The 13,761-nt window shown below is 58.0% G+C and carries 12 protein-coding genes; 7 read left to right on the forward strand and 5 right to left on the reverse strand.

The annotated features are described in order from the left end of the window. From B9P63_RS06800 to B9P63_RS06810, 3 genes are read right to left on the reverse strand one after another with little or no spacing between them, the layout of a single operon-like run. Complete coding sequence (locus tag B9P63_RS06800; RefSeq protein ID WP_085307780.1) at nt 1–1,521, reverse strand: malonate--CoA ligase; 1,521 nt, start codon at nt 1,519–1,521, stop codon at nt 1–3. Continuing rightward, complete coding sequence (locus tag B9P63_RS06805) at nt 1,518–2,420, reverse strand: CobW family GTP-binding protein (protein ID WP_085307781.1); 903 nt, start codon at nt 2,418–2,420, stop codon at nt 1,518–1,520. Before B9P63_RS06805 ends, B9P63_RS06800 begins: the two co-directional genes overlap by 4 nt. After that, nucleotides 2,413–4,014, reverse strand: coding sequence for an amidohydrolase (locus B9P63_RS06810; protein WP_245830570.1), 1,602 nt, complete (start codon nt 4,012–4,014; stop codon nt 2,413–2,415). The genes B9P63_RS06805 and B9P63_RS06810 overlap by 8 nt, the downstream gene beginning before the upstream one ends. 260 nt (nt 4,015–4,274) lie before the next feature. Between B9P63_RS06810 and B9P63_RS06815 the strand changes: the two genes are divergently transcribed. From B9P63_RS06815 to B9P63_RS06835, 5 genes are all read left to right on the forward strand, one after another. Beyond that, nucleotides 4,275–5,852 (forward strand): ABC transporter substrate-binding protein, encoded by a 1,578-nt coding sequence (locus tag B9P63_RS06815; protein WP_085307783.1) that lies wholly within the window; start codon nt 4,275–4,277, stop codon nt 5,850–5,852. Nucleotides 5,853–5,930: 78 nt separating this feature from the next. Beyond that, the gene (locus B9P63_RS06820; protein ID WP_085307784.1) at nt 5,931–6,908 is read left to right on the forward strand and encodes an ABC transporter permease; all 978 of its coding nucleotides are present in this window, start codon (nt 5,931–5,933) and stop codon (nt 6,906–6,908) included. After that, nucleotides 6,905–7,783: an ABC transporter permease gene (locus B9P63_RS06825; protein ID WP_085307785.1), complete on the forward strand. Its 879-nt coding sequence runs from the start codon at nt 6,905–6,907 to the stop codon at nt 7,781–7,783. Before B9P63_RS06820 ends, B9P63_RS06825 begins: the two co-directional genes overlap by 4 nt. Beyond that, nucleotides 7,783–8,766: an ABC transporter ATP-binding protein gene (locus tag B9P63_RS06830; protein WP_085307786.1), complete on the forward strand. Its 984-nt coding sequence runs from the start codon at nt 7,783–7,785 to the stop codon at nt 8,764–8,766. Before B9P63_RS06825 ends, B9P63_RS06830 begins: the two co-directional genes overlap by 1 nt. A 1-nt stretch (nt 8,767) precedes the next feature. Beyond that, the gene (locus tag B9P63_RS06835) at nt 8,768–9,739 is read left to right on the forward strand and encodes an ABC transporter ATP-binding protein (RefSeq protein ID WP_085307787.1); all 972 of its coding nucleotides are present in this window, start codon (nt 8,768–8,770) and stop codon (nt 9,737–9,739) included. Here the strand turns inward: B9P63_RS06835 and B9P63_RS06840 are convergent. Further along, entirely contained in the window at nt 9,736–10,203 is a 468-nt protein-coding gene (locus B9P63_RS06840) for a hotdog fold domain-containing protein (RefSeq protein WP_085307788.1), read from the reverse strand. The two genes, B9P63_RS06835 and B9P63_RS06840, sit on opposite strands and share 4 nt — an antisense overlap. Nucleotides 10,204–10,434: 231 nt before the next feature. On the opposite strand from B9P63_RS06840, the gene gltX reads away from it, so the two are divergent. Together gltX and B9P63_RS06850 are read left to right on the forward strand one after the other, a co-directional pair. Continuing rightward, on the forward strand, nt 10,435–11,760 hold the full coding sequence (gltX, locus tag B9P63_RS06845; protein WP_085307789.1) for a glutamate--tRNA ligase: 1,326 nt from the start codon (nt 10,435–10,437) through the stop codon (nt 11,758–11,760). A 4-nt stretch (nt 11,761–11,764) separates the two neighbouring features. Beyond that, nucleotides 11,765–13,165 carry an MATE family efflux transporter gene (locus B9P63_RS06850; RefSeq protein WP_085307790.1) on the forward strand — a complete coding sequence of 467 codons (1,401 nt, stop codon included), beginning with the start codon at nt 11,765–11,767 and terminating at the stop codon, nt 13,163–13,165. On the opposite strand, the gene B9P63_RS06855 is transcribed toward B9P63_RS06850, so the two are convergent. After that, nucleotides 13,162–13,743, reverse strand: a complete 582-nt coding sequence (locus B9P63_RS06855) for a gamma-glutamylcyclotransferase family protein (RefSeq protein WP_245830571.1) — start codon at nt 13,741–13,743, stop codon at nt 13,162–13,164. The genes B9P63_RS06850 and B9P63_RS06855 overlap by 4 nt on opposite strands. Nucleotides 13,744–13,761 lie beyond the last annotated feature (18 nt).

Genomic DNA, 13,761 nt, shown 5'->3' on the forward strand with positions numbered 1-13,761 from the left:
TTAACTTTCTATCTTGGTGAAGAGGTCTTTGTAGTCGTCGCGCAGGGCATTCTTTTGCACTTTGCCCATCGTGTTGCGGGGCAGTGCGTCTATAATAATGATCTTGCGAGGATGTTTGAACCGGGCAAAGCTAGTCTCGCACGCAGAGGTGATCTGATCAAGGTCAGGGGCCGTAGCGTCAGGCACCACAACCGCAACGGGGGTTTCACCAAAATCAGGATGTGGCACTCCAATCACTGCGCTTTCCTTTACGCCGGGCTGATCGTCGATCAGCATCTCGATTTCTTTTGGATAGATGTTGTAGCCGCCGGAAATGATCAAATCCTTTCCGCGACCCACAATTTGCACATAGCCGTCTCTGTCTATCAGACCCAGATCACCGGTGATGAAAAACCCGTCCTCGCGCAATTCCTTGCGGGTTTTTTCAGGCATCTGCCAATAGCCCTTAAAGACGTTTGCACCGCGCACTTCGATCACGCCAATCTCGCCTTGCGCGACTTCCTCGCCCGTTTGCTGGTTCGTCACTTTCAACTCTACGCCGGGCAAAGGAAATCCAACCGTGCCCGCCTTGCGCATGCCTGCGTATGGGTTGGAGGTGTTCATATTTGTCTCGGTCATGCCGTAACGTTCAAGGATGCGCTGACCCGTAAGGGCCTCAAATTGCACATGGGTTTCGGTAAGCATGGGCGCGGAGCCAGAGATAAACAGGCGCATATGCGCAGCAGCCTCTCGGGTGAACCTTTCGTGAGCCAAGAGCCGAGTGTAAAAAGTGGGCACGCCCATCATCGCGCTCGCACGCGGCATTTGGGCAAGGATTGTGTCGGGGTTAAAGGCTGGCATAAAGATCATTGCGCCGCCGCAGAGCAGCATGACGTTGCTCGCTACAAACAGGCCGTGCGTGTGGAAAATTGGCAGAGCATGTAGCAGCACATCTGCTTGTGTGAAGTGCCAGTAGGCCTTCAGCACCTTGGCATTGGAGAGCAGGTTATCTTGCGTCAGCATCGCCCCTTTGGAGCGCCCCGTCGTGCCGGAAGTATAGAGGAAGGCGGCCAGATCTTCACCCCTGCGCGGGATCGTTTGCGTGGTTTCAGGCTGCGAAGCTGCCGCCACCATCAGCGTGCCTGATCCATCGCCCCCAAGTGTTAAAAGCTGTGCGCCCGTGTGCGATGTAATTTCGGCAATGTCGCTTGCTTTTGATGGATCACAGATTACCAGCTTCGCGCCGGAGTTTTCTATAAAATACTCCAACTCATGCGCCGTATAGGCTGTGTTCAAAGGAAGGAAGATCACGCCTTTTTGCACGCAGGCCGCATAGACGGCCAAAGCTTCGGGGGATTTTGTAACTTGCAAGGCAAGGCGATCACCCGGCTGCAGGCCAGCATTAACCAGCGCGCCGCCAATCTGTGCAGCCTTGCGCAGAAACGCGCCGTGGCTCAGCGTCGTTCCATCCTCAAGGTGTAAAAACGCGCTCTCTTTGCCGATGTGCGGGGTGAAAAGCGCGTCGAAAAGGGGGTTGCTCATAAGGTCTCGCTGGCGCTTTCTCGGATCAGATCGCCGTCAAACTGCCCTTTCAAGCCAATGCACACAATCCCCAAAGGAGCGTTTTGTGGTGCCTCGGTGATCTCCCAGCGCCGCCCGACGATGTGCAGCGCTTTGCGCGTGCCAGAGGGGGCCGGATCAAAGAAACCTTTCGCGCGCGTGATGTTGAGCGCAGGATCGGTCAGCTTGGCGGCGAGGGCCGCGCCCTCCAAAGCACGCGGGCAGGGCAGGGCGATGCTGTCGAACAGCCCGTCGGCATGGCCTGATTGCTGGCTCAGGATCGGTGCGCTGCCAAGCCCGAGCACCAGATCAAGCGGCGCTTTGCCGTGCTCTGCGCTGAGCGTTTTGGCGCGCGGCGCGATTTCTTGCAGCCAAGCCTCCAGAGCTGTCAATTCCATTGCGCTCACCAGATCGGCCTTGTTCATCACCACAAGGTCCGCATCCGCCAACTGGCGCGTGATCGTATCACCGATATATTCGTTCTCTGCGCTTTCGCGGATGGTTTCTGCGTCGACAAGCACGACAGTCCCATCCGGCGTAAACCCATCAAGAAGCGTCACAGATGCCGCGATCGCTGAAGGGATCGCCACGCCGGAGCACTCAATCACCACCTGATCGGGGCGCACGGGCAGGCTGCCAAGCTCGATCAAAGCTGCGCTTAGATCAGAGCCGAAAGAGCAACACACGCAGCCCCCCGCAATGGAAATAAGGTCGTCGCCCTGCGCTTCGATTAGGTCCGCATCAATCGGCAGCGCGCCGAATTCATTGACCATGATTGCCAATTTACGCCCGTTGGCCGTGCGCAAAAGGTGGTTCACCATGGTGGTTTTGCCCGCGCCCAAGTAACCGCCGATGATCGTGACCAGAAGCGGCTCAGACATCGGCCGCTGCGAAAATGCGCCCGCCTTGGACGGTGCCCCAGACTTTGATATCCTTTAATTCTTCGGGCTTGGCGAGCCGTGGATCACTGTCCAGAACCGCAAAATCTGCGCGTTTGCCCACTTCGATAGAGCCGACCAGCCCATCCATGTGAAGGCTATGCGCGGCGCCCATTGTGATCGCCCAAAGCGCCTCGTTTATGGTGATCTTTTCATATTCGCCCTGTACGCGGCCCGACCTCGTCAAACGGTTCACTGCGCACCAAGCTGTGAACAATGGTCCGAGCGGTGTGATCGGCGCATCAGAATGCACCGCAAGCGGCACACCGCAATCCAGCGCCGTGCGCGCCGCATTCATGCGCAGTGCACGGTCGGGCCCAACGGTCAGATTATAATGCTCCTCGCCCCAGTAAAACTGGTGGTTTGCAAACAGGTTCACGCTCATCCCGAGCGCCGCCATGCGGGTGAATTGCGCGCGATCCGCCAATTGGCAGTGCTGCAAAACAAACCGGTGATCATGGGCAGGGTGCTTTTTCAAAGCGACTTCCAGCCTCTCAATTGCAAGCTGCGTCGCTTGATCTCCATTCGTATGCGTATGGACCTGAATGCCTTCCTCAAGTGCAAGCTCGTAGATTTCCTGCATCTGCTCGGGCGAGCAATACCAAAGTCCGTTCGGTGCGCCGTTGTGATATCCGGGCCAGCGCAGGCGCGCGGAATATCCTTGGATCGACCCATCGGCGACCAGCTTGATCCGCCCCAGCGACAGGCGATCTGTCGAGAGTTTTTTGAGGCGCGCAACCTCCGGTATCAACTCGTTTGGCGCTAGCCCGAGGAAAATACGCAGTGGCACGACGCAGGCGGGAAAGCTCGCTTCGCCCGTGACGCGCAGCATCATTTCGACGGAGTCGGGTTCAAGCCGCGCTGCAAGATCAGTCACGGTCGTCACGCCGGTGCGCACGCAAAGCCGGGCGAAATCGCGCAGGCCCCGCTCGTCCGCGTCGGTCATCGAGCGGTTCATGCCCACATGCGCACCCACCGGCGTCATCGCATCAGGGCCTTTCAACTCGCCCGTCGGCATGCCGTCACTGCCCAGTGGAATGCCGGGATGATTGACGCCGCTTTTCATCAGCCCCGCAAGTTCAAGCGCACGGGTGTTCGCGTAAAGAATATGACCGGAGGCGTTTAGCACCCCGATCGGGCGGGACGCGCTCACGCTGTCAAGCTGCGCGCGCGTGACCGGCTTGTTCTCCAGGTAGATCGGATCAAGCTGCCAGCCTGTCAGTGGTGCATCGGGATCCTCCAGCTTGGCCTCAGCGATTTTCAGCGCTTCAAGCACCGCATCGATGCTTTTGTTACCGCTCCAGGTTTTGCCATGCGGATCCATGCGATCAAAATATCCGCAATAGACATACCGCCATAGCGTGCCCTCCATCGTGTGCGCGTGACCCTCGATCAATCCGGGGAAAAGCACCTTGTCGGCAAAACGCTCATCTAGCTCGTATTCTCCCCAAGTTGCGATTTCTTCAAGGCTCCCGACCGCCAGAATACGCCCCTCGCGAATCGCGACATGGCTCGCCTCGGGCTTTTGCGGGTTCATTGTCACGATCTTTTTTGCACAATAAACAGTCGTTTTCATAGCGGCACTCATGGGCTTTCCTATCGCTTGATCCGTGTTGCTTTCCCTAGCGTAGGCTGGATTTGTACGTGTGCAAACGATTTTTGCACGCAGGGTTGCTTTCGCGGCGTTGCGATCGAAATCGCTAAAAACAGTTGCCGAATGTAAAACTCCGCGACTAAGCTGACTTTATAAAAAGATAAAAACCGAAACCAACAGGTCTTATTAACAGGGGGAATAGAATGAAACATTTCGTAAAAGGGCTGACGGCGAGCGCCGCGCTTGCGGCGATTGTGGCCACCAGCGCAATTGCCGAAACACCGCGCAAAGGCGGCACGCTCGTGACCGTGATCGGCACCAACGTGCGCAATCTGAATTCGGCTGTGCAATCGGGCATTGCGACGGGTTATCCGGGATCGCAGTTGTTCGCCTCGCCGCTGCGCTATGATGAAAACTGGGACCCCCAGCCCTATCTCGCCGAAAGCTGGGAGGTCTCCGAGGATGGCCTTGCCGTTACGCTGAAGCTGGTGCCGAATGCGGTGTTCCATGACGGCGTGCCGATCACCTCTGAAGACATCGCCTTTTCCGTAGACGTGATCAAAGAAAACCATCCGTTCAAATCCATGTTCGCGCCTGTCACCAGCGTGGATACGCCCGATGCGCATACAGCGGTTTTGAACCTGAGCCAGCCGCATCCTGCGTTGATCCTCGCGATGTCCGGTCAACTCATGTCGATCATCCCCAAGCATATTTACGGAGATGTGCCCATCGCCGAGGTCAAGACGCATCCGCGCAACAATGAAAATCCGGTCGGGTCCGGCCCGTTCAAACTGCTCGAATACAAAAGCGGCGAGCATGTGATTCTTGAGCGCTTTGATGATTTCTTCATCGAGGGGCGGCCCTATCTCGACAAGGTCGTGATGCGCATCATCGCCGATCCTTCCGCCCGCGCGATCGCCTATGAAAATGGCGAAATCCAGCTTGGCGCGTTCGAGCAATTGCCCCGCATCATCAACCGTCTCAAGAAGGTGGATAGCCTGACCGTCACGCCGAACGGCTATGGCGCGATCGGCCCGCTTGACTGGCTTGCGATGAATACGCAGCGCGGTCCTTTGAAAGATGTACGCGTGCGACAGGCGATTGCCCATGCGATCGACAAAAACTTCGTTCTGAACGCTTTGATGCAGGGCACCGCAGCGGAGTCCAAAACCGGCATTCACCCCGATAGCCCGTTCTACAACCCGGATGTGCCGAACTATCCGCTCGATCTTGAAAAGGCGGCTGCGCTGCTGGACGAGGCAGGCTTTCCCGTCGGCGACAATGGCTCGCGCATGGAGTTGACGATCGATTTCGGCTGGCCTGATGTGAAGGCGCAGGTGGAATATGTCAAAGCGGCGCTGAAGAAAGTCGATATCGACGTCACCGTGCGCGCCTCTGCGGACTTCCCGACATGGGCCAAGCGGATGGGCGAAATGGACTTCGATATGAGCTGGGATACCGTGTTCAACTGGGGTGATCCTGTGATCGGGGTTCACCGCACTTATGTGAGCTCCAATATCGGCAAAGGCGTTTGGTCTAACACCCAAGGTTATTCTAACGCCCGCGTCGACGAGATTTTGGAGATGGCGGCGAAAGAGGGCGATCCGGACAAGCGCAAGGCACTCTATAACGAGTTCCAGATGATCATCGCGACGGAATTGCCAGTGTATCATGTCAACACACTGCCCTACCACACGGTCGCCAACGAAAAGGTAATGGACTTCCCACAGGGCATTTGGGGCACCTCCACACCGATCGATATGGTCTGGCTCAAAGAGTGAACCTATCCGTTCAGGGCGCGGTTTTCGCTGCGCCCTGATCCACCTTTTCAGCGCATTTCAACCAATTAGAGGCTGCACATGCAGATCTTACAGGCTTTCGCGATCCGTTCAGGCTATGCCGTGATTTTGTTGATCGCTGTGCTGGTTCTCAACTTTTCAATGATGCACCTCGCGCCGGGCGATGTGGCTGACACCATCTCGCAAAGCATGGGCGGGGCAGATCAGGAACTGCTGGACAAGATCCGTGCCGACTATGGCCTTGATCAACCCTTCATCGTGCAGCTTGGCCGTTATATCGGCGGCGTTTTACAATTCGATCTGGGGTTTTCGTTTTTCTATAACCAACCGGTGACCGATCTCATCCTGCAACGCCTACCCGCGACGCTGCTTTTGGTGATTACTGCGCAGGTGCTGGCCCTGCTCATAGGGGTCGTCATGGGCGTGATTTCCGCGCGCCGTCCCAACGGGATGCTCAGCCACTTCGTTACGTTCCTCGCGCTTTTCGGTTATGCCGCGCCTGTGTTCTGGACGGGTATTCTGCTGCTCATCGCGTTTTCGCTGAAAATCCAGTGGTTTCCCGTGGCTGGGATGATGGACGTCTCGGTCGAGGGCGGTTTCTGGTTTCGCGCAGGCGATATCGCGCGTCATATGGTGCTGCCTGTCATCACGCTTGGCTCCATCTTTCTTGCGCTCTATTCGCGGCTTGCGCGGGCCACGATGATGGAAACGCTCGGCTCCGACTTTGTGCGCACGGCCAAGGCCAAGGGGCTCTCGCCCAATCAGGTGGTTTACAAGCATGCACTGAAAAATTCCCTTTCTCCCGTCATCACTCTCGCGGGCTTGCAATTTTCTGCGGTCATTTCCGGCGCGGTTCTGGTCGAGGCGGTGTTCAGCTGGCCGGGCCTTGGCACGCTTGCGTTCCAATCCATCATTGCACGCGATACGCCGACGATTCTCGGTATTCTCTTCTTCTCCGCTTTGGTCGTTATCGTGGGCAACCTGCTCACCGATCTTGCCCTGCGCCTGATCGACCCCCGTGTAGGAGGCAAAGGATGAGCCTGATCGATCCTGAAAACACTATTCCTGAGGCGCGCTCTCCTTTCTCGGAGGCATGGGAAATGTTTCGCGGCAACACCGCCGCGATGATTGCGCTGGTGATTCTTTGCCTTATCGTGCTTGGCGCGATCTTCGGCCCATATCTCTATCCCACAGACCCGTTCGATATGGTCTGGGCACCCTTTTCGCCCCCCGGTGCGGATGGCTTTATCCTTGGCACGGACTACCTTGGCCGTGACCTGCTGGCCGCGCTGATCCACGGAGCGCGGGTGTCCATTATTATTGGCCTCGCCGCTGCTGCTGTCTCCATCCTGATTGGTGTTACGGTTGGCGCGCTTGCCGGGTTTTACAAAGGATGGGTTGAAGAACTGTTAATGCGCATCACAGAGTTCTTTCAAGTTCTCCCCACTTTGCTGTTTTCCATGGTCATCGTCGCTCTTTTCGGGGCCTCGCTGCCAATGATCACTTTCGCAATCGGCGTCGTCAGCTGGACTGCCGTGGCGCGCATCACGCGCTCCGAATTCCTGCGCATTCGCGAGCTGGAATATGTCATGGCCTCGCGCGCATCCGGGGCGACAAACGCCAAACTGATGTTTCGCGTGATACTGCCCAACGCGCTGCCGCCGATCATCGTGCAAGCGGCGCTCATGGTTGGCTCCGCAATCTTGTTCGAGGCGGGGCTGTCCTTCCTTGGGCTTACCGATCCCAACGTCGTCTCATGGGGCCAAGTCATCGGATCCAACCGCCAATACATCCTTGATGCCAGCTACACAGTCACCATTCCCGGCCTTGCGATCTTCATCACTGTGCTGTGCATTTCGCTCGTCGGGGACGGGCTGAACGATGCGCTTAACCCAAAGTTGAGGTCGCGCTGATGGCTTTGTTGAGTGTCAAAAATCTGCGGATTGAAATCAAGACCCGTGCAGGGGTCGCCCCCGTGATCGACGATTTGTCCTTCGATCTGGACGCAGGCGAGTCCCTGAGTTTCGTGGGCGAATCCGGTTGCGGCAAATCCATGACCGCACTTGCGCTTATGGGCCTGCTCCCTGAAGGGGTCGGCAGTGTTGCATCAGGGTCCATCACCTTCGACGGCGAAGATCTGACGCAAGCCTCCGAGGCCCGTCTGCGCGCGCTGCGTGGCAATGATATTTCGATGATCTTTCAGGAGCCCATGACCTCGCTCAACCCGCTCTATACAGTGGGTGAGCAGATCGCAGAGGTCCTGCGCGCGCACCAAGGTCTTTCGCGCAAACAGGCCTGGGATCAAGCGGTCGAGTTGCTCGATGCGGTCCGCATCCCCAATGCACGCGCCCGCGCCGAGGACTATCCCTTCCAGATGAGCGGCGGTCAGCGCCAGCGCGTGATGATCGCCATCGCACTGGCGTGCCAACCCAAAATCCTGATCGCGGACGAGCCGACGACGGCGCTTGACGTCACCGTCCAAGCACAGATTTTCGATCTCCTCCAAGACATGCGCCGTCAAACTGGTAGTGCAATTATTTTGATCACGCATGACATGGGGGCCGTCGCCGAAATGGCGGAGCGCATGATCGTGATGTACGCAGGGCGCAAGGCCGAACTGGGCCCCGTCGACACCATCATTGCGCATCCGCGCCATCCCTACACGGCAGGCCTTATTTCCTGTGTGCCGCATATCCTCTCGACCTTGACGAGCGAACGTGAAGATTTGGTGGAGGTTCCGGGAATTGTTCCTGCCTTGCAGGATTTCGGCAAGGATCTGTGTCTGTTCGCGTCGCGCTGTCGCCATGCACAGCCCAAATGTGTGAACCAGCGGCCACCGGAGATTGCCTTTGGCAATACGCATCAAGCCGCCTGTTGGCGCGCGGAGGAGCTTTGACATGAAGGCCGAAACGCTGCTCAAAGTGGAAAACATGACCGTGCGCTTCGCTGTAAAACGCGGGCGCGGGTTCGGCAAAAATGCCCATCTGCATGCGGTGGATGATGTCAGTTTCACCGTGAAGTGCGGTGAAACCCTCGCGATCGTGGGCGAATCCGGCTCTGGCAAAACCACGACCGCCCTTGCCGTTGCGCGCCTTGTAAACAGCTACAAAGGCAAGGTTTTGCTGGGTGACACCGACCTGCTTGCCCTTGGCGACGAGGATCTGCGCCAAGCGCGCGCGCGCGTGCAATTCATTTTTCAGGACCCTTATTCATCGCTCAATCCTCGCCTGCGCGCCTCTGATATCGTGCGCGAACCGATGGATAGCCTTGGCGATATGAGCGAGGCGGAGAAATCCGAGCGCGTCGATTTCCTCTTCAATGCCGTAGGTCTGCGCCCCGAGCAACAACGCCTGTTTCCACATCAGTTTTCTGGCGGCCAACGCCAGCGCATCGGCATCGCGCGTGCGCTTGCCACGCAGCCCGAGTTGATCATCTGCGATGAACCTGTTTCAGCGCTTGATGTTGCGGTGCAAGCACAAATTCTCAACCTTTTGCGCAAGCTGCAAAAGGACTTCGGGCTAACCTATCTCTTCATCAGCCATGACCTTGGCGTGGTGCAGCACATGTGCGATTCCATCGCTGTGATGTACATGGGCAAGATCGTCGAACATGGCTCGCGCCTTGATATTTTCAACGCGCCGCAACATCCCTATACACGTGCGTTGCTCTCGGCGGTTCCGTCGGTTGATAAAGCGCGCCGCGCGCAGACCAAACGCATTCTGATCCCCGGTGATCCCCCCGATCCGGTCAATCTGCCAGCAGGGTGCCGTTTCGCCAATCGCTGCCCAGTAGTACAGGATATTTGCCGACGCGACGAGCCAGAGCTTCGCAATGGTGTCGCCTGTCATTTCCCGAACGCGGAGCTTTAACGTTTCGGTTTTTCGCTGATCCAAAGGTTGATCACGCCCTCGACCACCGCCGTGCCGTCGCTGCGCCGTGCGACGACTTTGACTGGTAGATCGCCGGGCAGCCAATCGGCTGGGTCACTCACCGCTTCGCAGATCAAATCCGTGTCTGCCTTGGCTGGATAACGCAGCTCCATCCCTTTGGGAATCCAGCGTAAATGTTGTGGGATCGTTGCCTCCGCGAGAAACCCCATCGCCATTTCGAGGCCATTTGCCACCGCGATCACATGCACCGTGCCAATGTGGTTTTGCACCGTGCGGCGCTTCTTCAGGAAAATTTCGCAATGCCCCGGCTTCAGCGTCTTTACCAAGGGTTTGATGGTGCTAAAGTAGGGGGCCTTGCGCGCGGCATACGCCGAAAAAATCTGCCGTCCGAAAGGCAGTTTGAGCGTCTTTTCATAGCTGCGCAGAATGTAGGGTTTGCTCATTTCGGGCCTTTTGGGTTACGTTCACGCACGTTAGGGCAAGTGGACGCGCCCTGCACCTGTGACGCCGCGAAAGTTGTTTTGTGTGGCCCAGAACAAGCCCATGTTAACGCATGCTGATCCGCGTGGGCCTTGCCTGTCTGCGTGAACTCTGGCCCGTCCATCCCGAATAGCGCTCAAATCTGGACAAAGCGCAGCGCCTGTGACAGAGCAGCGCCAACAGGAGAGCCGCTGATGACAACCACCCGTTTCGCCCCGTCCCCGACTGGTTACATCCACGTCGGTAACCTGCGCACCGCGCTGTTCAATTTCATGATCGCCCGCAAAGCCGGCGGCACGTTCATTTTGCGCATCGACGACACCGATCCCGTGCGCTCGGAGCAGAAATATGTGGATGCGATCCAGCGGGACATGGAGTGGCTTGGTCTGACGTGGGACAGGGTCGAACGCCAGTCGGATCGCATGGATCGCTACGCGGAAACTGCTGATATACTGCGCGAGATGGGTCGTTTCTACGAGGCGTTCGAGACGCCTGTGGAGTTGGACCTCAAGCGAAAGAAACAGCTCAATATGGGCAAGCCGCCGGTCTATGATCGCTCTGCTTTGGCGCTATTGGATACTGAAAAAGCTGCGCTGCGCGCTGAACGCGGGCAGGGGGTTTGGCGTTATAAGCTGGATCAAGAGCGCATTGAGTGGACCGATGGTATCCTTGGTGACATTTCGATCGATGCGGCGTCCGTGTCCGATCCCGTGCTAATTCGCGGTGACGGCCAAGTGCTTTATACGCTGGCCTCTATCGTGGACGACACGGATATGGGCGTGACGCATGTCGTTCGCGGCTCGGATCATGTGACCAACACGGCGACGCAAATTCAGATGATCCGCGCGATTGGCGGCACGGTTCCCGACTTTGCGCATCACTCGTTACTCACAGGCCCTCAAGGCGAATCCCTCTCCAAACGTCTCGGCACCCTCGCGCTGCGTGATCTGCGCGAAGCGGGCGTTCAGCCTATGGCGTTACTCTCGCTTCTGGCGCGACTTGGCTCGTCCCAGCCTGTCGAACTGCGCACGTCCATGGAGGAGCTGATCGAGGGGTTCGACATTTCCCAGTTCGGCTCTGCCCCGACCAAGTTCGATGCGGATGATCTTTATCCGCTGACAGCACGCTACAACCACACGCTGGCTTTGGCGGATGTCGTGGATCGTATCGCTGGGCTTGGTATTCCTGCCGATCAGGCGGCGCGGTTCTGGGATGTCGCGCGCGAAAACATCACCGTGCTGAGCGATCTGTCCGAATGGGCGGAACTCGCCCAAAACGGCGCTGATCCGTTGATCGACGCGGGCGATGAGGATTTTATCGCGCAAGCCATGGCGATGCTGCCGAGTGGTCCGTACACGGACGCCACATGGGGCGAATGGACGTCTGCTGTGAAGGACGCGACGGGTCGCAAAGGCAAGGCCCTGTTCATGCCGCTGCGCAAAGCCGTGACGGGGCGCGAACGCGGACCTGATATGGCTGCGCTGATGCCGCTTCTCCAAGTGATCAAAGCGAAAGCGTAGCATCATGACAGAGCAAGCCAAATTTCTCACAGGCTCGCTCTTTCGCCACGTCTCGGTCATGTCGCTTACGGCCTCCGTCGGCCTGATGGCGGTGTTCCTTGTCGATTTCGTGGATATGATTTTCATCTCGATGCTGGGCAAAGCCGAACTGGCCGCTGCCGTTGGCTACGCGGGCGCGATCTTGTTCTTCACCACGTCTTTCGGCATCGGAATGGCGATATCAGCAGGCGCTTTGGTTGCCCGAGCGCTGGGGTCGGGGGACAAGGCGGAAGCTAAGCGCAAGGCGACACACGCGCTGATCTATGGCGTCATTTTCGGCAGTATATTTGCTGCGCTCGTCTGGTTTAATCTGGGCCTGTTCGTCACCCTTTTAGGGGCGAGCGGCGAGACCCACGCGCTTGCTGTGCACTACCTGCAAATCATTGTTCCGACGCTGCCGTTCCTCATGGTCGGCATGGTTGGCGGCGCGATCCTGCGCGCGCACGGCGATGCGCGCCGCGCGATGATGGCGACGATTTATGGCGGCGCTGTCAATGCGGTGCTCGACCCGATCCTGATCTTCGGGCTCGATATGGAACTCACGGGTGCGGCCCTTGCGTCAGTTGCAGCGCGCCTGACGATTGCCGCGGTATCGCTTTTGCCGATCCTTAAGCACTACGGCGGCTTTGTGAAGCCCGAACTTAGCGATCTTGCGATCGATCTTCGCCCCGTTCTCGCCATTGCGTTTCCTGCGATCCTGACCCAGCTTGCGACGCCGATCGGCCAAGCCTACGTCACTCGCGCCATGGCCGAATACGGTGAGGCCGCGGTTGCGGGAATGGCCATCGTGGGCCGCCTCACGCCGCTTGCTTTCGGTGTGATCTTCGCACTTTCAGGGGCGGTTGGTCCGATCATTGGGCAGAACTTCGGCGCAGGAAACCACGCGCGAGTGCGCGGCGGTTTCATGGCGGGGATCAGCTTTGTTGGCATCTTTGTTCTTGGCATGACTGCGCTCTTGTTCGTGCTGCGCGCGCCCATTGCCGATATTTTTTCCGCCACCGGCATCACCCGTGAACTGGTCTTTCTGTTCTGCGGCCCACTTTCGCTTGTGTTCTTTTTCAACGGACTTTTGTTCGTGGCTAACGCCAGTTTCAACAACCTTGGCCACCCGTTCTATTCCACATGGCTGAATTGGGGGCGGCACACGCTGGGCACTATTCCACTGGTCATTCTTGGGGCGGCCTGGTTCGGTGCTCCGGGGGTGTTGATCGGTCAGGCGATTGGCGGCGTGATCTTCGGCACGCTCTCCGTCGTGCTTGCGCTGCGGGTCATGCGCAAGGTTGAAGCGGGTACCGTTTCGGGCGAAACGCCCAAGCCTTTCGCGCGCCAGGCGCGTCTGATGCAGCGCAATTTCTGGAAGCGTTAGGGGCGCAAAATCCTGCATTCCAGCGCATGAATAGCACCGTCTACGAATGAAATTTCAGCGGGTGAGAGCGGTTGGTGGCGCGGATAAAGCGGCGCTGCGCGATCATCGAGGATCGGCGCGTCCCAGCCGTGGGTCGTGGCGAAAAACAGCGCTGCTCCCGCCTCGCCGAACTCGCGCAGATAGCCCTGAGTGACCACGTCCAGATAGCTGAGTAAGATGGGATGCGCCGCGCTTGCAGGGGCATGTTTGCCCTCGGGAATCGCATAGATCGCCGTCGTGTCCTCGTCGTCCAAGTCAATGCGATCATATGCAAATTCACGTGCATCCAGCGCGGCCCAATCGCTGCCCGGCACATCCGCGCTCAGCCCTTCGATTTCAGCGCCGGGCGCACGCACGGCTGTCAGAAACGCGACCTCGCGCAGACCTGTATGACGCCAGGCTCGCGCCCAGCCCTTGATACGCTGCCTTTGTACGCCGGGGTAGTCATGCGTGGCGCGATTGACCAAACTGCCGTAGCCAAAGAAGCGCGCCGCGCGATTTAGCGATTGATCCATATCAATGACTTTCTTTTCGCCCATCGTGATACTTGCCCGAAT

The organism is Planktotalea arctica, from assembly GCF_002105285.1.
GTDB lineage: Bacteria > Pseudomonadota > Alphaproteobacteria > Rhodobacterales > Rhodobacteraceae > Planktotalea > Planktotalea arctica.

Coding starts and splice junctions, on each gene's coding strand:
- B9P63_RS06835 (WP_085307787.1), top strand. CDS start 8,768: ATGAAGGCCGAAACGCTGCTCAAAGTGGAAAACATGACCGTGCGCTTC.
- B9P63_RS06840 (WP_085307788.1), bottom strand. CDS start 10,203: ATGAGCAAACCCTACATTCTGCGCAGCTATGAAAAGACGCTCAAACTG.
- B9P63_RS06800 (WP_085307780.1), bottom strand. CDS start 1,521: ATGAGCAACCCCCTTTTCGACGCGCTTTTCACCCCGCACATCGGCAAA.
- B9P63_RS06855 (WP_245830571.1), bottom strand. CDS start 13,743: ATGGGCGAAAAGAAAGTCATTGATATGGATCAATCGCTAAATCGCGCG.
- B9P63_RS06825 (WP_085307785.1), top strand. CDS start 6,905: ATGAGCCTGATCGATCCTGAAAACACTATTCCTGAGGCGCGCTCTCCT.
- B9P63_RS06850 (WP_085307790.1), top strand. CDS start 11,765: ATGACAGAGCAAGCCAAATTTCTCACAGGCTCGCTCTTTCGCCACGTC.
- gltX (WP_085307789.1), top strand. CDS start 10,435: ATGACAACCACCCGTTTCGCCCCGTCCCCGACTGGTTACATCCACGTC.
- B9P63_RS06830 (WP_085307786.1), top strand. CDS start 7,783: ATGGCTTTGTTGAGTGTCAAAAATCTGCGGATTGAAATCAAGACCCGT.
- B9P63_RS06805 (WP_085307781.1), bottom strand. CDS start 2,420: ATGTCTGAGCCGCTTCTGGTCACGATCATCGGCGGTTACTTGGGCGCG.
- B9P63_RS06810 (WP_245830570.1), bottom strand. CDS start 4,014: ATGAACCCGCAAAAGCCCGAGGCGAGCCATGTCGCGATTCGCGAGGGG.
- B9P63_RS06815 (WP_085307783.1), top strand. CDS start 4,275: ATGAAACATTTCGTAAAAGGGCTGACGGCGAGCGCCGCGCTTGCGGCG.
- B9P63_RS06820 (WP_085307784.1), top strand. CDS start 5,931: ATGCAGATCTTACAGGCTTTCGCGATCCGTTCAGGCTATGCCGTGATT.